The organism is Bradyrhizobium sp. ISRA442 (assembly GCF_038085055.1).
In the GTDB taxonomy this organism is placed as follows: domain Bacteria; phylum Pseudomonadota; class Alphaproteobacteria; order Rhizobiales; family Xanthobacteraceae; genus Bradyrhizobium.
Genome location: NZ_JALGCN010000001.1, coordinates 565,125 through 586,838 on the forward strand (window position 1 = coordinate 565,125; position 21,714 = coordinate 586,838).

Below are 21,714 nucleotides of genomic sequence, written 5' to 3' on the forward strand. Positions count from 1 at the left end.
CGCATGTCAGACAGCGCACAACTTCGCGTTCTCGCGGCGCAATCCACCCGAGCTTTGGTTCGTCTCTCCACCCTCTTCTAGTCAAGAGGGCGCAGGGAAGGCCGGGTGCCCGGCTGGCACCTATAGGTCCGCTGTGCGCCTGTAGCGCAAAAAAGAACTGCACAGCGGCAGACAGGTGAAGCCCAACACACGGCCTTCCCTGCGCAGTGGTTTGACGGCGTATGCCGTGCTCTCCCGGGAGCCGATTTCCCTCTGGCCTCCCTCGCTCCCTGCGAATTGACGGTGCCGTCCGCCCGGTTGGGCTCGCATGCACCTTCGCTAGAGCTTGACCGTAGCAACGACGGCCAGGACCACACGGTTTTGCCGTACGCACGGCTCGCTTGCTCGCCACAAGTCACCGGCAGTGTGCACACGCGCCGGAGAGTGTTGGCGAGACGAACCTTGCAGCGCCGCTCGTCTGCACGCGGCCTCGGGCTCACAGGGACTACCCGCCCTGCCCGAACCTCTCGTGCCGACGCTGCCGCGTCCACCGCAACCCGGTCCGCGAAACGTGACGACGTACGATCGCCCCTCTTGGTGGACCAAGATGGGCAAACACATACGACAAATCCGAAGTTCGGTAAAGTAGAATATTTTTGTAGGGAGGGATTGACCGGACGGTGGAACGGTGCGTGTTTTGCCCGACGGGCAAATCCTTTGACTCCACGGGGTCCGACGTCGCAAGCTGGAGTGCATGTAAATCACAGCCGGTGGCAGCTTTTCTTTGTGAGGGTGGAGGTCATCTGATGAACGAAAACGACATCCGCGGTTTGATCGCGGAGGTGAAGAAAGGCACGCTATCGCGACGCTCGTTCATCCAGAAAGTGGCTGCGGTCGGAATCGCAGCGCCAGTCGCGAGCCAGCTCCTGGTCTGGAACGACGTGGCGATGGCGGACGCCACGCTGCAATACAAGCCGACCAAGGCCGGCGGCGGCGGCCCGCTCAAGATCCTGCTCTGGCAGGCCCCCACCCTGCTCAATCCGCATTTCGCGCTCGGCACCAAGGATCAGATCGCCTCGCGGATCTTCTTCGAGCCGCTCGCCGGCTGGGACAAGGAAGGTAACCTCATTCCCTGCCTCGCCGCTGAGGTCCCGACCAAGAAGAATGGTGGCCTCTCGGCGGACGGCATGGGCGTGACCTGGAAGCTGAAGCAGGGCGTGAGGTGGCATGACGGCAAGCCCTTCACCGCCGACGACGTCGTCTTCACCTGGACATACGCCGCAGACCTGGCAACCGCGGCCTACACCACGGGATCCTACAAGGATATCAAGGTCGAGAAGATCGACGACCACACCGTCAAGGTGAACTTCAGGGCCCCGACGCCGTTCTGGGCCGACCCTTTCGTCGGCTCGGTCGGCCAGATCCTGCCAAAGCATCATTTCGGCGACTATGTCGGCGCGAACTCGCGCGAAGCGCCCGGCAATCTGAAGCCGGTCGGCACCGGCCCGTACAGGTTCGTCGAGTTCAAGCCGGGCGACATGATCCGGGCCGAACGCAACCCCGACTATCACGTCAGGAACCAGCCGCATTTCGACACGCTCGAAGTCAAGGGCGGCGGCGACGCCGTCTCCGCGGCGCGCGCCGTGCTGCAGACCGGCGAATACGACTATGCCTGGAACCTGCAGGTGGAGGAGGAGGTCCTCAAGCGCATGGAGACCGGCGGGAAGGGCAAGGTCGATGTCACGCCCTCCGGCAACGTCGAGTTCATCATCCTCAACACGACGGACCCTTGGACCGAGGTCGACGGCGAGCGTTCGAGCATCAAGACCAAGCACCCGACGCTCTCCGATCCGGCCGTTCGCCAGGCGATCAACCTCCTGATCGATCGCGAGGCGATCCAGAAATTCATCTACGGCCGCGGCGGCATCGCGACGGCGAGCTTCGTCAACCAGCCCAGGCAATTCAAGTCGAGCAAGCTGACATACGCGTTCGACATCGACAAAGCGAACAAGATCCTCGACGAGGCCGGCTGGAAGAAAGGCGCGGACGGCATCCGCGAGAAGGACGGCAAGAAGCTCAAATACGTCTTTCAGACCTCGATCAACGCCCCGCGCCAGAAGACGCAGGCCATCATCAAGCAGGCTTGCCAGCGCGCCGGTATCGAGATCGAGCTCAAGTCGGTCACCGCGTCGGTGTTCTTCTCGTCGGATGTTGCCAACCCCGACACTTACTCGAAACTCTATTGCGACATGGAGATGTACAATACGACGCAGCCGCAGCCCGATCCGGAACGGTTTTTGAACCAGTGCGTCTCCTGGGAAATCGCCACGAAGGACAATAAATGGCTAGGCCGAAACGTCTCGCGCTATTCCGATCCCGAGGCTGACAAGGCCTACAAGGCTGCGCAGAACGAGCTCGATCCGGTCAAGCGTGCCGCATTGCTGATCAAGGTCGGCGAGATATTCTGCGAGGCCCATGTGTTCCTGCCGCTCCTCTCGCGCCACATCGTCGGCGCCGGCGTCAATAACCTCATGGCCGACATTTCGGGATGGGACGTCACGACGTGGAATCTGGCGAGCTGGTATCGGAGCTGACGGCGGAAGAGCTGACAACCAAGCATCGCGGTCAGTGCAATTCGCGCTGGCGGGCTCCGCCATCTTCAGGCGTGTGGAAAGGCCCAACTGCCAAGAGCGACCGTTAAGGTCAGCCCGGCCTCGTTGGACCCATCATCCTTACTTGCGCGGGGCAGGATCGTGAGCGGCTCTTGGTCAATCTGGCATTCTTGAACTTCGACTCAAAGACACAAGCTCTGGCATTCCAGGAATGACGATTTAGGCGAGGTTGCCGCGAAGACCGCAATTTGCCACGTCACAATCCGTGCGTTGATCTATGTCAAACAACCGCGTCGTTGATCAAAGGTCATCGCTGGCGCGCTCTTTTGCGGCATTTGCCGGAGTAAGTGTCGGCCACAATTGTGTCGCAAACACCACATTGATCAGGGGTAGTGGTGGCGCTAGAGTGCTACGTCCTAAGAATGGGCTTGATCCACGCCGTTCTATGAAAAGCTGACGAATTCATTTTGACGAACTGATTGTGTGTAACCGTTACGTGTAGCAGCGCACTTTTTCGCCTCGGGGGAGGCCGAAATGCCCTGGAGTAGAGTTCTTTCCTTTTCAGATCCGTTGGATTGCCAGGCGGCGATCCTAGCTGCCGATGTCGAGATACTACCAACCACGAAAGATGATTTTGAAGTCGAGATCACGCAGATCGGCGCCAACCGGCTCTGGGTGCAAGGTCTTCACGCATCCGCGCCAACAGTCTGCACTGTCGCCTGCAAACCCGAGCGGCGGTCGATCGGTTTTCTGACCGAATCTAATTCGTCGCCGCTCCAGCACTGCGGGTTGGACGTCTCGCCCGGCGACATCATCGTCAACAGGTCCGACGTCGTCCATCGGCGATCAGGCCACGATTTCAACTACGGCTCGCTCTCTCTACCAACCGACGAGCTGAATCAAGCAATCGAAGCGATCATAGGCCGAGAGCTCGTAGAACAATCAGATCCGCGCATTGTTCATCCACATCCTCAATTGATGTCACGGCTTTTGAAGCGGCATTGGGCGATCAGACAGCTCGCCCATCACACTCCAGATGTACTCCAAATCCCGGAGGTGCTTCGCGCACTGGAGAATGAACTCATCCACGTCATGGTCCGATGTCTCGCCGACGGCATCGCCCTAGAACCCACAACGGGTGACCGCCACCACGATGCGATCGTCGCGCGTTTCGAAGAGTTCTTGGCGGCAAATCCCGACCGGCCGCTTTATCTCACCGAAATCTGCGGCGCGATAGGCGTCGCGGAGCGAACACTTCGCGCCTCCTGCGAAGAGCATCTGGGCATGGGGCCGATCCGTTTTCTCACCCTGCGCCGGATGCACCTCGCGCGTTACGCGTTGCTGCGGGCAGATCCGTTGAAGTCGACCGTCACGCGCATTGTCGCCGATCATGGATTTTGGGAGCTTGGCCGCTTTTCGGTCGCCTATCGCGCGCTGTTCGGTGAATCGCCATCCGAGACGTTGCGGCGCCCGGCGGAGAGGATTGCCGTCCACCTTAATCGGCCATCGTCGCTTGCGGTCACCGAACCTGGATTCGCCTGAGTTCATGGGGCGCAAGCAAGCCCCCGTATGGGAGCTTCCGTAGCTTCCCGATGCCTACCGCGCTCTCTTTTGACGAGTCGCCGTCTGAGACATTGCGCAGCCCACCCGTCCGGCTGCAACGCAGCCCCGTCGTCTCTCGCCCCTGCCGCCGGCTACCGGTAAGCGCGTCTTGTCGTCACCCCCCTGGCCTACTTGAACCTTGCGCAGGAACCAGTGGGCGACGACCAGCTTCAATCGCCAGTCCCGTGGATAGCGCGCCATCAACTTAGGAACGCCGTGACTTTCCTGGCGTTACTCGAGCAGATTGCAAACCGGAATAGGTTGCTCCGGCTGGCTGCTGACACGGGAGATTCTCGACGCCTGTGATAAAGGCGCGACACCGGCCGCGAAACTTTCCGCGCCTTGGAAAAAGCTCCGGATAAGTCGGTCCGCTCTGTTGCCCGGCTACAGAGTCGCTCGTCCACTGCGGCGGGATGCGGAGATTCGTCAACATGCATGGACGTGCCCATCGTCTGGTGTTCGTTTCTTTCCTTCTGTTTGCGACCACCCAGCATGCTCGTGCCGCCTGCATCGATCCCGCACAGCTCGCGCACTCGACCGTCAGCATCATGCGCCATTTCGACGACGCCGAGCGCGAAGCGCGTCCGGATCTCATCGGCGTGCGAGGCACCGGTTGGTTCCTGTCTCCAACGACGATCGTCACCGCCGAGCACGTGGCCGCGGGAATGAAGCTCGCGAAGGAGGAGTGGAAGCCGCTTGAGATCGCGGACGGAGATGGCAGCCAGTCCATTGCTGCTCGGATTCAGCGCCTGGCGGGAGTCCAGGCGGAAAAGCTCGCAGTCATCGAGCTCGAACATGCCGCTTCCGCCGCGCGGAGCGTCGCCATCCGGAGGAAGCCGCTCGTGCCGGACGAGCAGGTCATGACGCTGGCGTATCCGGCCGGCAGCCTACATCCCGTGGGAGGACGGTTCGTTCGTTTCGGGGATGACGGGAAGCTCGCCGGCATGGCACTCCTGGAATTCTATGAAGGCGAGAACCGCTTGGTCATCGACCATGGCGCTTCGGGGGCACCAGTGATCGATTGCGACGGCCGGGTCGCGGCAGTCATCAGCAACGTGCTCACGCAGACTATCGTATGGGCGTCCCGTCAAATACGGATCTCGACGGCGTGGGGAATGCCCAACGTCGTCTCCGTGCCGGTCCAAGCGCTGGATGAATTTGCCCAAGCCAACTAAGACCAAAGTGCAGAACCAACCTTGTTCGCTCGTCTTGGGCGGGACGTAGCGACGAGCGACACCCGTCGTCCGCACGCGCAAGCTACGCAATGCTGTTGATCGCGTGATAAGCTGGGAGCACCCGCCGCAAGCAACCCCGCGTTCGGTCGGTTTGGTAGTCTCCTCTCACCGTCGACCGTTCAGCAAACAATTGCGTATCCTTGCCGTAATTGCATAGCCGCTCCCGCTCCGCCCCCAATATCGTTTCACAGGCGGGCTGACACCTCTCCGGGCACCGCTCGGCGTGCCGGCGAGTTGCCTAGTGTTCGTCGAGGAGGCAAATATGTTCTGGATGCGAACGGCCTTTGCTATCGCTTTACTCGTTCCATGTCTTTCAACCTCACTGCAGGCGCAAACGGCAAAAAAGATGGACGTCAGAGCGGCACGTGCTGAATGCTTCAGGCAGGCTAATGCCGCAGCAAACAACGTGTCGGTCGGTTTTTCCGGCGCGACTGCCGACAGGCAGGCTCTTGGAATGGACGCCTATCGTGATTGTTGCCGCAAAATGGGGATACGGCCATAAACATTCGGTCGTTCTCTGAAAGACCGCCCCTTCAGGGCGGTCTTTCAATTGATCGCCGCGCCTCGTCGAGATCCTTCCCGCCTGCCGAACTTGCATAGTCATCGGACTCCGCAATGCACCTTCGAAGTTCCGAAGGCGCATAGCCGAAAGGCGTCAATTGCCCAATGCTGGCTCCCTCGGTGCGACCTAAGAAGTTTCAACCGGTCGCAAGAACTGTTCCGCCGATCCGACGGGGCATGGGATATGGCCGAAGGCGGTACACGCACATTTTGCGATCCGGATGGTTACGCGGCCGCGTTTGGCAACGTAGGCGTCAACCTCACGATTGCAGGCGCCGGAGACTTCAGGGCCCGGCTGACACGGTTGAAACTGAATCATCTGGAAATTTATCGGTGTTGCGAGAGTCTCCCCCGCATAGCCTATATCTCGCTGCTCCCCGGACGGACCTTCCTGTCGTTTCCAGTCGCCAACGCATCCCTCAGATGCGGCGGATTGGCCTTGCGAAACGGCGACATGGTCCTTCACAGCGGCGGCGAGCGCGTGCATCAACGCTCCAACGGTGAGTGCCAGTGGGGCTTGCTCTCGTTACCGTCCGAGCAACTCGCCGATGGCGGCAAGGCATTGACCGGACGGCTGATCGCGTCGCCACGCCTCAACAGGATACTCCGTCCTTCGCGCGCGACAACGTCAAGATTCCAGAGCCTGTTCAGGCAAGCCTGCCATCTCGCGGAAACCCGAAAGGAGTTGACCGAGCGCCCCGAGATCGCAAGAGCGCTGGAGCAAGAAATGCTTCACGCTGTCACCCATTGCCTGGCTGCCAACGAGGCGGACGACCATCCCAGGAGAAGACATCATCATGCCGCTGTCATGGTTCGCCTCGAAGAAACACTGCGCAAACGCATTGATCAGAAGCTCAACATGCCAACGCTTTGTGCGGAGATCGGTGTAGCCGAACGAACCTTGCGGATGTGTTGCGCCGAGTTTCTTGGCGTGAGCCCTACACGATATCTTTTGTTGCAGCGCTTGAACAAGGCCCGCGCCGCGCTGCGGTCTGCCGATCCTTCAAAATCGAGCGTTGCTGAAGTCGCCCGAAATCATCAGTTCCTGGAGCTTGGCCGCTTTTCGGTGACGTATCGCACCACTTTCGGTGAATCGCCCTCGACCACACTGCAACGCGCTCGGCAGCCTGGAGCACAGGATTCTGCCGCATCGTCCTGACGCATTCACCATTCCGGAGGCCGGACCGTCGGTCCAATGTCTGCGGGCGAAGGAAGACCCGGGGCCGGCGGCTGCGGCTGGCTGGCCGGCGGCAGCAGTTCTCCCCAGTTGGTCCGCGCCCGCATTTGGTCGCGCGTCGCAGCGGTCACGAAATAGCTGTCCTCCCGTATCTGCCATCCGCCCCCGAGCGCGCGGTAGATGGCGGTGGCACCGAGTGCGACATTGGACAAGGCTGTCGCCACGCTGCTCTCCGCCTGAAACAAATTCTGCTCGGCAGTGAGCACGGTCGTGAAATCTGTAGCCCCTTGCTCGTACTGTTCCGTACCAATTCTCAAGGCGCCGCGTGCAGCGTCGGCGCTCTTGCGCAAGTATCCGACCTGCAGGCGCGACTGCCGGAAGGCGGAAATGCCGTCGTCGACCTGCTGCTGAGCTTTGAGGACCGTGTTTTGATAGTCGACCAACAACTGTTGCAGCTTGGCATCTTGCAGACGCACGTTGTTGGTGATCTGCCCGTAGTTCAGGATATTCCATTGAAACGACGGACCGGCGGCATAGGTCACGCCCCTGGAGCTGACGAGTTGGCCCAGGTTATGGCCGTTGGCAGTACTGGCCGCGCCTCCGAACGTGCCGGTGATACTGATGGCCGGATAGAGCTGCGCCTCGGCCACGCCGATCTGGGCGTTCTGCGCCAGTGCGGCAAGCTCCGCGGCGCGAACGTCCGGCCGGCGACGGAGCAGATCCGCCGGGATGCCGACGGCGATCGTGCTGGGCGGTACTGGTATCCTGCCTCTCGACCGGGCGAGTAGCGCCGCCAGCGAGACGGGTGGGAGGCCGAGCAGCACACGGAGCGCGTTCTCTCCCTGTTGCAACTGGATGGTGAGCTGTGGAATCGCCGCTCGCGTCTGCTCGAGAACGTTAGTCGCCTGAAAGACGTCGCGTTCGCTGCTGCCGCCCCCGGTGTATTTTGCCTTCGCGATCTTGAGGCTTTGCTCCTGTTTGCTGATGTTGGAATGGGCGATCGCGATCAACTGCTCCGTGGTGCGGATACCGATATACGTTGCCGCGACATCACCCAGAAGGGTCACCAGAACGTCGTCGTAGCTCGCGATCGAAGCAAGATAGGCGCCATCAGCCGATTCAACACCACGCCGAAACCTGCCCCAGAAGTCCAACTCCCAGGCAGCCTGTGCGGCAAGCGAATCGGTCCAGAACTGCGTGGGTGTTGCGTTCGGAAGGGCAAGTGGCGTAGCAGCGCTGGGCTGGGTATAGATCAACGATCCCGTCCCCTGTTGCACCTGCGGATAGAACGAGCCGATGGCGATGCCCAGCACAGCACGGGCCTGGAGCACGCGGGTCCCCGCACTCAACAAAGTGAGGTTCTGGCCGTAGGCAATCCGGACCAACTCGTTCAGCGTAGGATCGCGGAACGTCTTCCACCAATCGCGATAATCCTGGTGACCCGATCTGATCGAGCCGCTCTTCGCGCTGAGAAACTCGTCGGCGATCGGGGCTGCCGGCGGAATGAAGTCCGGACCGACCGCGCAGCCAGCCAGCGGTAGAACTAGCGCTGCCGACAGGGCGCGACGTCTTGCTCCGCGTCGGACGAGGCGGAGAATCTCCATTGACGCAACCTCCCCCCAGTTGCTCACATGCCCCCTCTCAACCCTATCAATTTTGACAATCGCCCGTGCCGGGCGTTCACGGCGTTGACTACAAAATCGCGCGCTGAGGCATTAATGTCACATGCAAATTCGGCAAATCCATCCCGGGCCGCCAAACAGGCTCGGCCTAACTCTTGGCCACGGTCGGCACGACGTACAGCAGCCACTTCTTCATCCGAATTGCGACCTTGGAGATGATGTGGGTTGGCTTGCCCACGTGGGTGTAGATGGCGGCACTTCCCCCAGAGCCGATGGACAGATTGCGTGAGACGGCCGGATCATCGAAAAGAATCTTGACCGCATAGGCGCCGGTCGATCCGACCCTCGCCGCTGTCGGGATGTCTCCGCTGGTTGTGAATTGACCGCCACCGGAGGCAGGTATGACGGCGTCCACCTTTCCGGTGAACAATCGGCCTGGATAAGGATCGAGCACCAATTCCACGTCGTCACCTGGCTTTACATTCACGAGCCAGTTCTGAGGATATACGGCCCCAACGGCGATGCTTGAGGTGTCGACGAAGGTCCCGGCTGCTGCGAGCGGCATAGGCACCAGCATGGTCCCCGCTTGGACCTGCCAGTTCACCACGTATCCATCAGCCGGCGCCGTCATCCGGCACTGCGCGAGGTTGAAGCGCGCGTCCCCCAATTGCGCCTCTACAGCGGGTACGCCGCTCTGGGCCACGACCACGGCGAAGGCGGCCTGACGCGCCGCTGCTTCCGCCTGCTGCAGCGTAGACTGAGCAGCGACCAATGCGGCCACCGCCTGTTGCTCGGCAGCCTGTGCCTGCGTGACGCCAGCCGCGGCCTGCTGAACGGCGGCATCCGCCTCCTGGCGCTGCTGCTTGGCCTCGGCCACCTTAAGCTGGCTGATTGCGGCGACGTCAGCTCGCTGAATGTTCAAGGCGATCTGTTCCTGCGTCTTGGCCAGCTCAGCAGCCGCCTTTGTTTTGTTGAGGGCGGCTTGCGCGTTGGCGACGGCCGCTTTGGCTTGTTCAACCGCGGCTTGCGCCTGAGCGACTCCGTCCTTGGATTTCGCAATATTGGCATCCGCCGCTTCCGCACTGGCCTGCGCCTGCTCGACGTTCGCCTTCGATGCCTTGAGCTGCGCCTCAAGCTGATCAACCGTATATTGGTACGGCGCCGGATCGATCTCGAGGAGCAAGTCGCCTTTCTTCATCGGCTTGTTCGCCTCGGCATGCACGGCTCGGACCTGTCCTTTCACATAGGGGACGAGTTGGACGACGTATTGCGTCGTCACCAACCGTCCCGTCAGCGGCGCCGACACCGTCCATGCCACCACCACGCCGCCGATCAGGAGGACGCCGGCTAGGATCATGCCTGCGATGAGGTAAGGCCGCGGCTTCAGGCGCAATACCTTGAAGAGCACCAGCACGACCGCGGCATAGACGATGATCAGAAATGCAATCATTGCCGCATCTCCTCGTGGGCAGGGAGGCTGCGCAGTTGAGATTGCTGTTTGGTGGCCGCCTCTGGTTCGGCCACGTCCGGTGCATTCTGATCGTTTTGGGCTCTCGAAGCGGCCGATCCGGATGGCGTGATGAAGGCCCAGATCAATGCCAGCGGCCACAGCAATCCGCCCGTCGCGATGCCGATCCAGCCGGCGACGTTGACGGCAGAAGCCTGCGGATGCCCCCATTTCCGAGCGAGTCGACCCGGTAGTTGCCCCAAGCTGACGAAGATGATCACCGCCACCACGATCAGAACGGCAAACACCACAAATGCGAATGCGTCCAATACGCCAAATGAGGCATCCATTGTTGATCCACCTTCTGCCGCGACACGACCGTCAGCGGACGAATGGCGCTTAAGGCAACCCCTCGACGTTAGCAGCGCGCCAGCTCCTTCTTGTGCCTGCTGCAGTGCATCGGCGCGCGGAGGGTGCTCCGCTGCGAAGCGAACTCGACATCTCCCTGCTCTCGATTCTGAAGTTCACCGGAGCCAGGGACGGTGGCTATGCAACTTCGGCAAATTCGTTCCCCGGCTGCCCCTCCGGGCAAAATCCTAACTGCGCCAAAGGCGATCGAGAACCGCAGCCCTGACAAAGTTCGCGAGACGGGACCGACGGCCAACGCGCGACTTACTGATCAAAGTGGAGTGCTCAACATCGGGGCTCTCGACGAAGATCTTTCGAGCTTTCATGAATCGCCAGCTAAGCGGATTTCGCTTCTGAAAAATCATCTCAACATCCTGTTGCAGGTATCCGGACAGGACGATGGGCGGCCGAGCAAACACCTCCGGCAGCACCGAGGACAGATTGCTATCGGTCAAAACCTTCCATCGCGAGTGGCCACCCATGAGCGGTGACCGCAAGCTGAACACCACGCGTCCGATCCTGGTTTCGCGGATGGCATAGGAGCACATCGCACAAGGCTCAATGGTCGAATAGAGCGTGCAATCATCGAGGCTTGTCGCGCGGAGCTTCTTCTGAGCCGAAGCAATTGCAACCATTTCGGCGTGTCGCGTAACGTCTCCTTCGACTTTGACCATATTGAGGGATTCGCAAATGAATTCGCCCCGGCGCGCAATGACGGCCGCAAACGGGTACTCCCCGCTTTTGCCTGCGCATTGCGCGAGAGCAACGCAGCGACGCATCATGATCGCATCTGATTCTGAGTCAGACATTCTCATGGCGCGAACAGGCCTTTGCGCAATCGGAGCTGTGGGCGACGCTCGTTTGGTTGCGTGCCCGCGCTACGGGGAAATGCTCCGGCTCTCGATTGCATAATCGCACTCAAAAGTACGTCAGGACAATTTTCCTTCCGATAAATGATGCAAAGCTAGTTTTGGTTCGCAGTGCTGACTATGCAGATTCGGAATCTCGAAGGCCCGCAGCGAGGCGGGAAGCGCGAGTGGCTGAGCGGAAGTTTGTTGAAGAGGGATAAGCGAATTCCGCCGGAATCGCATAGCCGGATGCTAGGCTCGCGCCCAGAATGCCGGCTCTGTGTCCTCGCGAACCACACAGTTCAAAGCGGGGCGCAAGGTCGGCTGTGCCATCCTAGGCCGGAGCGACTGGCTAAGCGCGAACGCGTGGCGAAAACCGATGCGGATTTGCGGGGCCGTTGTTTCAGTGCAGTTCTAGCAAGGGAGAATGGCCAATGTTGCGAAAGGCTTTGATTGGCTTTGCAGCCACCGTCCTTGTAAGCGCAACCTTTGTCCCCGACGACGCGTTGGCCCGCGGTGGTTTCCGTGGCGGCGGATTTCACGGTGGCGGGGTTCGCGCGGCACATTTCCGAGGGGGCGCTGTAGCCGGGCGTAGCGTGGCTTATCGCGGCGGCGCCTATCGCGGGGCGGCTTATCGTGGAGCGGCTTATCGTGGCGTCGCCTGGCGCGGAGGATATTATCCCTATCGTGGAGCGGCGGTAGGAGCGGCGGCGGTGGGTGCGGCGGCGGCCGGTTATTACGGCGCCTACGGCTACAACAGCGGCTGCTATCGTAATGCCTACGGCGCTTGGGTCTGCCCAAATCAGTACTGACGCGCCCTCAATACGCTTCGGACGGCGGCACTACCATCGGCAGTTGCCGCCGCCACATCCGTCATCTTCGGTCGTTTGCGCCCGGAGTGACGCATTGTGGCACGCTCGATACCTAGTCTAACATAGGCGTAGCGTTCTATCTGCGTTGGGGCGGCGGCAAGCCTCGTTGCCAGATGGTCCCATTGTCGAACTGAATGACCATACCATTCGGTGAATAGACCGCGCCTTCGTTGAAGGCATCAATCCAGATCCGGCTTGTCGGCGAAAACCAGTCCGGCCATGCCTGGGCGGGGACGCCTCCTTCGGTCAAGAGATTGAGCGCAGCTCCGTTCTGCGTGATATGGGCAGGTAGGTTTCCCCGGCATCTGTCGACGCAAGTATAGATGCCGGTGAGATTGATCGATTGTGCCGACGCCCCCGCGCTGGCAAGGGCGGGCAGGATTGCAATAGCTAGCCACAAATGCCTCATAACTCACTCCATTGGTCAAATCGTGAGACTGGCCTAACTGCGGCGCTAGGCTCTCGTCCGGCCCCACTCCCGCCGCCGTCCATCGTTTTCAGTCCGTGTGCAGCGTTAGCGCAAAAGCCAAAAGTACTCTTGTTTGTCAGCAGGAGGCCTCAACTTACGAAATATCTAGTATCCAGCTTGCAGCGCCGTCTATGCAGATTCGGAAGCGTCAGGTGCCGATTTACTGTCGTTTGATTGCGCTCCTACTGGCTGCCAGCGGAGCCAGCCTGCGTTGGGATCGTGGCGCGCACAATGCAGATTCGGCACGTAGCCGCTGAACGAGCCGCCGCTAAGTAGACGTTCGGAGTGGGAAACGAGCTAATCCCGACGGCGCCAACTTTGGTGTTGGCCCCTCCCCCGCGAAAATCGGAATGCCTCGGGTCGCCCAGTATTTTTTGGAAGACTGCTTCTGAGACGCCGCATTGCGCTTGCCGGAATCGCATAGCGCATCGAGGCCCCTTCAGCCAATTTCGTGCGTGCATGGCGACTGAGTGCTCGCCTGATCCTGTATGGATCGGCAAAGACCGTCAGTGGGTGGATGGGGGGCGAAGGCTGCGGCCCGGTTTCGGCAGCCGACATCAAGGAAGCCAACTATGAGCCTGTTCAGAGCAATCTGGGGCGCTATTGTCCTGGCGTGTACGGCCACGACAATGGCGAGCATTCCTGCTTCCGCCCAGCAGGGGCAGAAGCCCAACATCCTCTTTATCATGGGCGACGACATCGGTTGGATGCAGCCCAGCATCTATCACCGCGGCCTGATGGTCGGCGAAACGCCGAACATTGATCGCATCGCCAACGAAGGCGCGATGTTCACGGACTATTACGCCGAGCAGAGCTGCACGGCGGGGCGTACAGCCTTCTTCACCGGCATGCAGCCGGTCCGCGTCGGCATGACGTTGCCAGAAATTCCCGGCAGTCCATCCTATCTGCGGCCTGGGACCCCGACGCTTGCCAGGTTTCTGCTCGATCTCGGCTACACCACCGGCGAGTTCGGCAAAAATCATCTCGGCGACCACACAGAATCGCTGCCGACGGCGCACGGCTTCCAGGAATACTGGGGTTACCTCTATCACCTCGACGCCATGCAGGGGGTGAGCTTCCCCGATATCAACAAAACCCCGACCCAGCAGACCCTCGCGCCGCCATGCAAGAACACGCCGATCCCTGGATTGTCCGAGGTCCCCGGCGCGGTGGATCCCAAGACCACGGTTTGCCTGACGCCGCCGCGTCCGGTGCTCGCGTGCACGTCATCCGACGGCAGTAGCGCCAAGCAAATGTGCAAGGACGAGGGACCGCTGACACTTGAGCGTTCGAAGACGGTGGACGAGGAAATCTCGGCCAAGGTCGTTGACTTCCTCGACCGCAACGATCCGAAGAAGACCAACAAGCCATTCTTCGTCTGGTACAACCCGGCGCGCATGCACATCACGACCGTGCTTTCGGACAAATACTTGGCGATGGTTGGCGAAGCTGGCGGCAAGGACTGGGGCGTCAACGAAGCCGGCATGAAGCAGATGGATGACAATATCGGCGTGGTGCTGAAGAAGCTCGAAGACATGGGCCAAGTCAACAACACGATCGTCGTGTTCACCACCGACAATGGCGCCGAGACCATCACCTTTCCGGACGGTGGCACCACTCCGTTCAAGGGCGGCAAGCTGAGCACCTGGGAGGGCGGCATGCGGGCTCCGATGGTGATCCGCTGGCCGGGCGTCATCAAGCCCGGCACGGTCAAGAACGAAATGTTCGCCGCCCTCGACTGGCTCCCGACGCTTGTCGAGGCCGCCGGCGGACCAAAAGGCAACGCCCTGAAGCAGCGGATTGAGGCCGGCCAGTATCCCGGTATCGTCAAGACCACACTCGATGGCGTCAATCAGATCGACTATCTGAGCGGCAAGTCTGACAAGTCGGCACGCGACCACTTCTTGTATTATTCCGGCAAGGAGCCGTCGGCCGTCCGCTACAAGAACTGGAAGATGTACTTCGCAATGGTGTCCGATGCACCGTCGGGCTTCATTTCCGGAGTGCTGCCCTTCCACTGGACCCAGGTCGTCAACGTCAAGCGCGATCCCTTCGAGACTTCCATTGGCCAACAGCAGAAGACGCTGTTCGGTATGGGCGGGGCGATTGCTTCTCCGTCTACCGCGTATGTCTATGACTGGAACATGCTGCCTATCGGGCAGCAGTTGTGGCTGATGCACCTTGAGACTTTCGTCAAATTCCCGCCGCTGCAGAATCCAGCGAGCTACAATCTGGAACAGGTCATGCAGCAGGTCAGGGAGATGAAGACGAGCAGTCACGCTGGTGAATAGAGGCGTGAGCAGACGCGACGACCATGCGGACGCCCCCACGGGCGTCCGCCCACCACCGGTGAAGCGATGCGTTTCCCATGCAATCCCTGAGAGACCACCAATCTGACCGATGTGAACGTTAGGAGTCGCTCATGACCAGAAGAAATCGAGCCGGTCACATGATCATCGCTCTCCTGCTCTGCGGAGTAGCGCCCGCGCTGGCTCAGACAACGCCTTCGACACCGCAGCACGTGCCGCTGCAGAAGACGATCGGCCAGGCCAGCCCGGACATCGTGCCGTCGTTGATCGTCATGAACGCCCGCGGCGCCAGCCTGCAGGGCGGGAAGCTGACGCTGACGGGCGTTGCGCCCAACTCCATCGTTTTTGCGGACCGCCCGGTGCGGGCGGCCGGGCATGCGCTGACGACGCACCTCTTGGAGGAATGGTCGCCCAGCAATGAAAGCGATGAGAGCTTCACCAAGGATCCGCCGAACGGCACCATCTCGGTATTCAACACGGACGGATCGAAAATCCGCGATGCCGTCGTCACGCTGAAGACTGCGAAGCTCGAGGGCGACAAGCTGACCTTCGACGTTGACGTGCTCGAAGGCGAGCTCACAGGCGGCGATGGGCCTGCGGCGCTCTTCATCGATCGTTTCGGCTTCGGTGGCTTCCATGCTGGCGGCTTCCACGCCGGCGGGTTCGGTGGCTTCCATGCCGGTGGATTCCGTGCCGGCGGCTTCGATCGCGTCGGGTATGGTCACGTCGGCGCTGTCGGCTACCATCCCTACGTCGCTCGCGGTGCCTGGTATCGCGGGGCTCCGTATGCAGCCGCCGCAGTTGGTGGGGCCGCGCTGGGTGCAGCGGCATTAGGCGCCGCGGCGGCCAATCCGTATTGCGGCTATTACCCCTACCCGCCTTGCTACTGAGGCAACGCGAAATGTGCCGGCTCTGCGGCACGTTCACGCCGGTGCTCTACGATAAGGCGAGGAAGAACGGTTGGAACGTGATCAGCATGAACGATTGGAAGCGCATCTTCGCGTTCGAATAGTACGCTTGGCGGCCCACCTGCGCTCTTCTTTCGTGCAACGAGGAAAATGTCTTAGAGGAGGATCGCAATGAGTGATCTCGTCGTAATCGCATTCCCAACTGAGGCGAAGGCGGAGGAAGTCAGACAGAAATTACTGGCCATGCAGAAGGAATACTTGCTCGAATTGGGTGATGCAGTGGTCGCCGTGAAGGACGCCAAGGGCCATATCAAACTGAACCAGATGATCAACACTACCGCCGCAGGAGCCGTCGGTGGCGCTTTTTGGGGTACGCTGATTGGCCTGATCTTTTTGATGCCGCTCGCTGGCGCGGCCTTGGGCGCCGCCTCCGGGGCTGTGGGCGGTGCTTTGACCGATGCTGGCATCAATGACAAATTCATGAAAGATACGGCGGCCGCCATCCAGCCCGGGACAGCGGCGCTATTCGTCCTGGCGCGGAAGGTCACAGCAGATAAGGTGCTCGAAGGCCTCAAGGGCGAAGGCGGTACAGTGCTGAGAACCTCGCTCGATCATACGAAGGAAGCGGCCCTGCAGACGGCTCTGGCCGGCGTCCAAGCGGCCGTGCCTGCTCCGCCCTCCTGAGTTCGACCTGTTCACGAACTAACTGGGTTCCCCTTGGGCCACATGAGGGCTTCGCGTCGAAGACTTTGGCGCCACCGTCAGATGGCGCGTGCCTTAGGCCCGCGCACAGATTCCCGGGATCTGACGAGGCGAAGGTCGGCTGGACGGTGATCAGCATGAAGAATGATTGGAAGCGAGCGTTGCCGTTCGAGCAGCAGCACCGTCTCCGCAAGTACGTTTCGAGAGCGGCCCTGTCATTTGGAATGCTTCATTGGCTTCGCGTGCCACAATTCGCGCTGTCGCGTTCGCTCATCACGGCTCAATGCAAATGCCGGCGGCGCTGCCTCGGATTTGTGCTCGCGCTCGTCATGCTCCTTTGTTGCTCAGCGGGGCAAAGCTACAGTTCCGACACTCTCGAATGTCCGGAAATCGGTCCGGGATCGGTTCCCAGTCTCATCGGAGACGCTTCCGGTGGCGCGCTCTTCACCACCGAAAACCGCGTCGATCTCGCCAACGAGATCAACGAGCAGATCAACAGGCTGCAAATCGCCAGCCCCGATATCTCGTGGTCCGAGGTGCAGAATGTCCTGATCGCCGCCTATTGTCGCGTCGTCGCCCGCGAGCCGGGCTCACCGCTGCCGAGAAATGGGACCGCATGCGCCGGTTCGACAGCATCCTGGAACGCCAGATCGCGGCGAACATGATGCCGGCGGGTACGCTGATCATTGCGAACGTTCCTCTTCCTCCCGACGTCTATCGAGAACTCAAGAGGCAAGCTGTTGTCTCCAGCCAGACGGCCGCTCAGTTGATGGCAGCCATCCTGACACGTGCTGCAGGCAGGTAGTCGATCACCAAGCAACAGCCGGTGCCGGGATCATCCACCTTGGCACTTCAGCTTTGCGAGATCGACGTTGACGTTGCATTGCTCGGCGATCGTCTTGACCGCTCGCGTGAAATCGGGGTCGTGCAGCAGATCCTGGTAGCTCATTCCGCGGACGGCCGCCCTGGAAGGCTGCGAAAGATTGACGACAAGCGCAATCGCGTTCATCGCGCCCAACAAACACAACAGTGCAATCAAGGCATTCTTGATTCTGTCTGACATTACCGATCTCCCGATTTCACATCGCCGCCGAGGGCAGCGAGACGCCACGCCTGCCCGCCGGCTGAGTGGGCAGATTAACATTTGCGATGCCAGCTCGATATTGCCCATCGGCGCCAATCCCCGCGGATCGCCCGCCATGGGGAGATCGTCACGCTCGGCCTGCTCGCTTGTGATGATGTGGGTCTAGCTTCACTGCGTATGCTAACATGGCGCACAAGAGCTTGGTCGCGCATCTCACCGCGCTGAATTCAGCCGAAATCGCATAGCCCGTCGGGAAAGTTTAGGCCAGCTTTCAGAATTCGCTGTCTGAGGCAACGCGAAGACGCGGGCTCGTTGGACAACGGCGCCAGCGGCGCCGGCCGATCGGCGGAGCTGGAGTCTGATTTGGAGGACCGAAAGAACAGGAGTGCCTGCAATGCGCAACAAGAGATGCACGATTCTCATTGGTGTCGCGATCGCCGCATCAATGCTGGCGCTGACCGCGGATCCTGCAGCAGCAAGAGGAGGCTTCGGCGGCGGCGGATTCCATGGCGGCGGCTTTCATGGCGGCGGATTTGCGGGAAGAGGTTTCGGCGGCGGTTTTAGAGGCGCCGGATTCACAGGAAGCCGCGCCATGGCCGTTGGTGGCTTTCGCGGCGGCGCTCTGGTCGCGCGCCCCGGCTGGGGCGGTGGATGGCGCGGCGGATGGCGCCCGGGCTGGGGCGGAGGCTGGGCTGGATGGCGGCCCGGCTGGCGCGGTGGCTGGGGCGGATGGGGCTGGCCGATTGCGGCTGGCGTCGTCGCCGCCGGTGTCGCCGCGAGTAGCTGGGACTACGGCTATCCATATGCGGGCTACGACCAGTGCTTGTTCTGGGACGGCTTCACCTGGGTGAACGGCTGCGATCAACCTTCTGGCTACTGGTGGTGAAGCAAGCCTGAGGGAGCGCGTAATACGCATCACAATCACCTAGGGGCGGCAAAACATGAAGCTTCTCAGCGGAATGTTCGCGGCAGCGCTCTTGATCGCGTGCATAGGAGCGTGCCAGGCAGCGGTTCGGATTGCAAATGACCGTGGGGGACTGATCGACAGCTACCTGGACAGTTATGAGGAGCTGGGTGCTTCCGGCCAAAGGGTGATGATCGATGGCCTTTGCGCGTCGGCTTGCACCATCGTGCTTGCAGCGATTCCGCGCGATAAGATTTGCGTAACCTCAAGGGCCAACCTCGCCTTCCACGCCGCCTGGGAATTCGGTGCTCACCGACGCGCCATCACGAGCCTCGAAGCAACCCGGATGCTCTTTGCGATGTATCCGGTACAGGTGCGGCGCTGGATCGCGCGTCACGGCGGGTTGACTCCGAGAACAATCTTCCTCCGAGGCAGACAGCTTCAGGCGATGTATCGCCCGTGCTGACTTGATGCAGAGATCTCCGCGCGGCGCTGAGCAAGCCATCGCCCAGCGCTGGGCCTGGAGCAAAACGAGCGAAGCCTGCTGTCATGCCGATTTCTGCGTGAGAATGGTCCTGCCGAAAGTGCATAGCGCATCCAGGGCGTTTCGACCAATTTCCTGTCCGCGAGGCGTCCGACCGATTGCCGACATGTGATCCTCCATTGATCACGATGCAAATCGGTTGGTGGGTGGAGTTGGGCGAAGGCTGCGGCCCGGGTTTCTGCAGTCGGCATCAAGGAAGGCTTCCATGAGAATGTTCAGAACGATCTGGGCTGCCATTGTCGTGTTGTGTAGCGTCACGACAATGGCGAGCATTCCCGCCTTTGCCCAGCAGGAGCGAAAACCAAACATCGTTGTGATCATGGGTGACGACGTTGGCTGGTTCAACATCGGCGCCTACCACCGCGGAATGATGTCGGGCAAGACGCCAAACCTCGACAAGCTGGCGTCTGAAGGCATGATGTTCACCGACTACTACGCCGAAGCGAGCTGCACGGCGGGACGCGCCAACTTCATCACTGGCGAGTTGCCGATCCGCACGGGGCTGACGACTGTCGGTCAGGCCGGTGCCGATGTTGGCATACCGGACCAGGCCGTGACACTCGCCACCGCCCTCAGATCGCTCGGCTACGCCACCGGACAGTTCGGCAAGAACCACCTCGGCGATCTCAACAAATATCTGCCGACGGTGCACGGCTTCGACGAATTCTTCGGCTACCTGTATCACCTCGACGCGATGTCCGACCCCTACTGGTACTCGTTCCCAGTCAACCAGGACTACTACAACAAGTACGGGCCGCGCAGCCTGATCCACAGCTACGCGACGGACAAGGACGACCCCACCGAGATGCCGCGCTGGGGCAAGATCGGCAAGCAGCGGATCGTCGACGAGGGGCCGCTGCCGCCGTTTCCCGACATGCAGAACGTGCCGAATATGCATGACCTACCGTTCCTGAAGGCGAAGTACGACATGACCACCTTCGACGAGGTGTTGGTCAAGGCGTCCAGCGACTTCATGGATAAGGCCAAGCGCGACGGCAAACCCTTCTTCGTCTGGCACAACACGACGCGCATGCACGTCTGGACATTCCTGTCGAAGAAGTACAGCGCGATGCAGAACCACGAGTCGAATTACGGTCTCGAGGAAGCCGGCATGGCCCAGCTCGACGACAGCGTTGGTGCCCTGCTCAAGCATATCGACGACATCGGCGAAACCAACAACACCATCGTCATCTTCACGACGGACAACGGCGCCGAGGTGTTTACCTGGCCGGACGGCGGCATGACGCCGTTCAAGTCCACCAAAGGGACCGCCTTTGAAGGCGGCTTCCGCGTGCCGGCCATCATTCGCTGGCCCGGCCACATCAAGCCCGGTTCGGTCGAGAATGGAATCGTCTCCGGGCTCGATTGGTTCCCGACATTGACCGCTGCAGCCGGAAACCCGAACGTTACCGACCAGCTTCTCAAGGGCGTGACGCTGGAAGGCCGCACCTACAAGAATCATCTCGACGGCTACAATCAGATGGATCTTCTGACGGGCAAGGGTCCCTCCGCTCGCCATGAGATCTTCTATTTTGCCGGTCCGCATTTGGGCGCAGTTCGCCACGATGATTTCAAGTTCCAGTTCTTCCAGCAGCCATACGGGTGGCCCGGCGAGAAGGACACGACCGACATGCCAGCCATCATCAACATCCGCCAGGATCCGTTTGAGAGGCTGCCCATCCTCCGAGGCGAGACGCTGAACACCGGGTCGCCCGGCTACTTCAACGACTTCATGGCCCGCGAATTCTGGCGCTTCGTGGTTGTTCAACAGGAGGTCGCCGAATTGGCGCAAACTGCGATCGAGTTTCCTCCCATGCAGGCGCCAGCGAGCTTCAACCTTGAAACCGTAAAACGGGAGATTGAGGAGAAGATCAAACAACATCAAGGGCAGTAATCGGCCCGGTCTTTCAACACGCGGGCGCTCTCAAAAAGAGCGCTCGCCCCATAGCGAACCGGCAGGGGCAGCCGGGAGCGAACTCGCGCTGGAAGCTTCCGATCCGTGCTTCAGCGCACTCGAAGGAGGCCGCAATGAACGGGGCATTCTTGTCACTCGTACTGGTCACTCAGCTTGGAAGTCCATTGGTGGTGCCCGTCGGAGATGTGGTGCCCGTTATCGACGTCGAAAGGACATGCAAAGAAACGGCGGCCACGGACAAGGCCATGAACCTCGATCTTCCCCAATCTGTCGAGAATTGCATGCGCGACGAGAACGCCGCGCGACAGCAGCTTGCTACTATCTGGTCAAATTATTCCGCGTCCATTCGTGACCGCTGCGCCGCCGAAGCGACGCTATTGGGAACGGGCAGCTACGTTGATCTATTGACCTGCATGCAGATGAACGACCCCGCGACGTTGTCGCCAGCGACGGCGTTGAAGGGCGCGAGCAAGAATCGAAACAGGAACTGACACCAAGCCGCCACGCATGCCGACG

General features: G+C 60.7%; 19 protein-coding genes. 13 read left to right on the forward strand and 6 right to left on the reverse strand.

Annotation, left to right across the window (positions count from 1 at the left end; genetic code table 11):
- The first annotated feature begins 785 nt into the window (after positions 1 to 785).
- The 5 genes from MTR72_RS02595 to MTR72_RS02615 all read left to right on the forward strand — a co-directional run bounded on the left by MTR72_RS02595 (position 786) and on the right by MTR72_RS02615 (position 7,148).
- Positions 786 to 2,573 (forward strand): peptide ABC transporter substrate-binding protein, encoded by a 1,788-nt coding sequence (locus MTR72_RS02595; RefSeq protein WP_280966184.1) that lies wholly within the window; start codon positions 786 to 788, stop codon positions 2,571 to 2,573.
- A gap of 552 nt (positions 2,574 to 3,125) precedes the next feature.
- Complete coding sequence (locus tag MTR72_RS02600) at positions 3,126 to 4,133, forward strand: AraC family transcriptional regulator (protein WP_280966185.1); 1,008 nt, start codon at positions 3,126 to 3,128, stop codon at positions 4,131 to 4,133.
- A gap of 608 nt (positions 4,134 to 4,741) precedes the next feature.
- A complete protein-coding gene (locus tag MTR72_RS02605; RefSeq protein ID WP_280966186.1) occupies positions 4,742 to 5,368 on the forward strand; it encodes a S1 family peptidase in 627 nt (208 codons plus the stop codon).
- Positions 5,369 to 5,690: 322 nt separating this feature from the next.
- Positions 5,691 to 5,930 carry a hypothetical protein gene (locus MTR72_RS02610; protein WP_280966187.1) on the forward strand — a complete coding sequence of 80 codons (240 nt, stop codon included), beginning with the start codon at positions 5,691 to 5,693 and terminating at the stop codon, positions 5,928 to 5,930.
- A gap of 243 nt (positions 5,931 to 6,173) precedes the next feature.
- Entirely contained in the window at positions 6,174 to 7,148 is a 975-nt protein-coding gene (locus tag MTR72_RS02615) for an AraC family transcriptional regulator (protein ID WP_280966188.1), read from the forward strand.
- A 5-nt stretch (positions 7,149 to 7,153) separates the two neighbouring features.
- Here the strand turns inward: MTR72_RS02615 and MTR72_RS02620 are convergent, their stop codons facing one another.
- The 5 genes from MTR72_RS02620 to MTR72_RS02640 all read right to left on the reverse strand — a co-directional run bounded on the left by MTR72_RS02620 (position 7,154) and on the right by MTR72_RS02640 (position 12,772).
- Positions 7,154 to 8,770 carry an efflux transporter outer membrane subunit gene (locus tag MTR72_RS02620; protein WP_341510049.1) on the reverse strand — a complete coding sequence of 539 codons (1,617 nt, stop codon included), beginning with the start codon at positions 8,768 to 8,770 and terminating at the stop codon, positions 7,154 to 7,156.
- A 166-nt stretch (positions 8,771 to 8,936) separates the two neighbouring features.
- Entirely contained in the window at positions 8,937 to 10,238 is a 1,302-nt protein-coding gene (locus MTR72_RS02625) for an HlyD family secretion protein (protein WP_341510050.1), read from the reverse strand.
- Complete coding sequence (locus MTR72_RS02630; protein ID WP_280966191.1) at positions 10,235 to 10,585, reverse strand: DUF3302 domain-containing protein; 351 nt, start codon at positions 10,583 to 10,585, stop codon at positions 10,235 to 10,237. Before MTR72_RS02630 ends, MTR72_RS02625 begins: the two co-directional genes overlap by 4 nt.
- A gap of 246 nt (positions 10,586 to 10,831) precedes the next feature.
- Positions 10,832 to 11,452 carry a nucleoside deaminase gene (locus MTR72_RS02635; RefSeq protein WP_280966192.1) on the reverse strand — a complete coding sequence of 207 codons (621 nt, stop codon included), beginning with the start codon at positions 11,450 to 11,452 and terminating at the stop codon, positions 10,832 to 10,834.
- 987 nt (positions 11,453 to 12,439) lie between these two features.
- Positions 12,440 to 12,772 carry a hypothetical protein gene (locus tag MTR72_RS02640; RefSeq protein WP_280966194.1) on the reverse strand — a complete coding sequence of 111 codons (333 nt, stop codon included), beginning with the start codon at positions 12,770 to 12,772 and terminating at the stop codon, positions 12,440 to 12,442.
- Between the two features lie 689 nt (positions 12,773 to 13,461).
- Here MTR72_RS02640 and MTR72_RS02645 point away from each other — a divergent pair.
- The 4 genes from MTR72_RS02645 to MTR72_RS02660 all read left to right on the forward strand — a co-directional run bounded on the left by MTR72_RS02645 (position 13,462) and on the right by MTR72_RS02660 (position 17,556).
- A complete protein-coding gene (locus MTR72_RS02645) occupies positions 13,462 to 15,123 on the forward strand; it encodes an arylsulfatase (RefSeq protein ID WP_280971090.1) in 1,662 nt (553 codons plus the stop codon).
- Between the two features lie 131 nt (positions 15,124 to 15,254).
- Positions 15,255 to 16,031 (forward strand): hypothetical protein, encoded by a 777-nt coding sequence (locus tag MTR72_RS02650; RefSeq protein ID WP_280966195.1) that lies wholly within the window; start codon positions 15,255 to 15,257, stop codon positions 16,029 to 16,031.
- A gap of 189 nt (positions 16,032 to 16,220) precedes the next feature.
- Positions 16,221 to 16,733 (forward strand): DUF1269 domain-containing protein, encoded by a 513-nt coding sequence (locus MTR72_RS02655; RefSeq protein ID WP_280966196.1) that lies wholly within the window; start codon positions 16,221 to 16,223, stop codon positions 16,731 to 16,733.
- 634 nt (positions 16,734 to 17,367) lie between these two features.
- Positions 17,368 to 17,556 (forward strand): hypothetical protein, encoded by a 189-nt coding sequence (locus MTR72_RS02660; RefSeq protein WP_280966197.1) that lies wholly within the window; start codon positions 17,368 to 17,370, stop codon positions 17,554 to 17,556.
- 30 nt (positions 17,557 to 17,586) lie between these two features.
- Here the strand turns inward: MTR72_RS02660 and MTR72_RS02665 are convergent, their stop codons facing one another.
- Entirely contained in the window at positions 17,587 to 17,814 is a 228-nt protein-coding gene (locus MTR72_RS02665) for a hypothetical protein (protein WP_280966198.1), read from the reverse strand.
- A gap of 415 nt (positions 17,815 to 18,229) precedes the next feature.
- Between MTR72_RS02665 and MTR72_RS02670 the strand changes: the two genes are divergently transcribed.
- From MTR72_RS02670 to MTR72_RS02685, 4 genes are all read left to right on the forward strand, one after another.
- Positions 18,230 to 18,721: a hypothetical protein gene (locus MTR72_RS02670; RefSeq protein WP_280966199.1), complete on the forward strand. Its 492-nt coding sequence runs from the start codon at positions 18,230 to 18,232 to the stop codon at positions 18,719 to 18,721.
- A 55-nt stretch (positions 18,722 to 18,776) separates the two neighbouring features.
- The gene (locus tag MTR72_RS02675) at positions 18,777 to 19,205 is read left to right on the forward strand and encodes a hypothetical protein (protein ID WP_280966200.1); all 429 of its coding nucleotides are present in this window, start codon (positions 18,777 to 18,779) and stop codon (positions 19,203 to 19,205) included.
- Positions 19,206 to 19,545: 340 nt separating this feature from the next.
- Entirely contained in the window at positions 19,546 to 21,177 is a 1,632-nt protein-coding gene (locus tag MTR72_RS02680; protein WP_341510091.1) for an arylsulfatase, read from the forward strand.
- A gap of 134 nt (positions 21,178 to 21,311) precedes the next feature.
- On the forward strand, positions 21,312 to 21,689 hold the full coding sequence (locus tag MTR72_RS02685; protein WP_280966201.1) for a hypothetical protein: 378 nt from the start codon (positions 21,312 to 21,314) through the stop codon (positions 21,687 to 21,689).
- Positions 21,690 to 21,714: the final 25 nt, after the last annotated feature.

What these genes read in the sequence shown, in the direction of transcription:
- MTR72_RS02595 (WP_280966184.1), top strand. Translation starts at nt 786, where the DNA reads ATGAACGAAAACGACATCCGCGGTTTGATCGCGGAGGTGAAGAAAGGC.
- MTR72_RS02600 (WP_280966185.1), top strand. Translation starts at nt 3,126, where the DNA reads ATGCCCTGGAGTAGAGTTCTTTCCTTTTCAGATCCGTTGGATTGCCAG.
- MTR72_RS02605 (WP_280966186.1), top strand. Translation starts at nt 4,742, where the DNA reads ATGCGCCATTTCGACGACGCCGAGCGCGAAGCGCGTCCGGATCTCATC.
- MTR72_RS02610 (WP_280966187.1), top strand. Translation starts at nt 5,691, where the DNA reads ATGTTCTGGATGCGAACGGCCTTTGCTATCGCTTTACTCGTTCCATGT.
- MTR72_RS02615 (WP_280966188.1), top strand. Translation starts at nt 6,174, where the DNA reads ATGGCCGAAGGCGGTACACGCACATTTTGCGATCCGGATGGTTACGCG.
- MTR72_RS02620 (WP_341510049.1), bottom strand. Translation starts at nt 8,770, where the DNA reads ATGGAGATTCTCCGCCTCGTCCGACGCGGAGCAAGACGTCGCGCCCTG.
- MTR72_RS02625 (WP_341510050.1), bottom strand. Translation starts at nt 10,238, where the DNA reads ATGATTGCATTTCTGATCATCGTCTATGCCGCGGTCGTGCTGGTGCTC.
- MTR72_RS02630 (WP_280966191.1), bottom strand. Translation starts at nt 10,585, where the DNA reads ATGGATGCCTCATTTGGCGTATTGGACGCATTCGCATTTGTGGTGTTT.
- MTR72_RS02635 (WP_280966192.1), bottom strand. Translation starts at nt 11,452, where the DNA reads ATGTCTGACTCAGAATCAGATGCGATCATGATGCGTCGCTGCGTTGCT.
- MTR72_RS02640 (WP_280966194.1), bottom strand. Translation starts at nt 12,772, where the DNA reads ATGAGGCATTTGTGGCTAGCTATTGCAATCCTGCCCGCCCTTGCCAGC.
- MTR72_RS02645 (WP_280971090.1), top strand. Translation starts at nt 13,462, where the DNA reads ATGGCGAGCATTCCTGCTTCCGCCCAGCAGGGGCAGAAGCCCAACATC.
- MTR72_RS02650 (WP_280966195.1), top strand. Translation starts at nt 15,255, where the DNA reads ATGACCAGAAGAAATCGAGCCGGTCACATGATCATCGCTCTCCTGCTC.
- MTR72_RS02655 (WP_280966196.1), top strand. Translation starts at nt 16,221, where the DNA reads ATGAGTGATCTCGTCGTAATCGCATTCCCAACTGAGGCGAAGGCGGAG.
- MTR72_RS02660 (WP_280966197.1), top strand. Translation starts at nt 17,368, where the DNA reads ATGCGCCGGTTCGACAGCATCCTGGAACGCCAGATCGCGGCGAACATG.
- MTR72_RS02665 (WP_280966198.1), bottom strand. Translation starts at nt 17,814, where the DNA reads ATGTCAGACAGAATCAAGAATGCCTTGATTGCACTGTTGTGTTTGTTG.
- MTR72_RS02670 (WP_280966199.1), top strand. Translation starts at nt 18,230, where the DNA reads ATGCGCAACAAGAGATGCACGATTCTCATTGGTGTCGCGATCGCCGCA.
- MTR72_RS02675 (WP_280966200.1), top strand. Translation starts at nt 18,777, where the DNA reads ATGAAGCTTCTCAGCGGAATGTTCGCGGCAGCGCTCTTGATCGCGTGC.
- MTR72_RS02680 (WP_341510091.1), top strand. Translation starts at nt 19,546, where the DNA reads ATGGCGAGCATTCCCGCCTTTGCCCAGCAGGAGCGAAAACCAAACATC.
- MTR72_RS02685 (WP_280966201.1), top strand. Translation starts at nt 21,312, where the DNA reads ATGAACGGGGCATTCTTGTCACTCGTACTGGTCACTCAGCTTGGAAGT.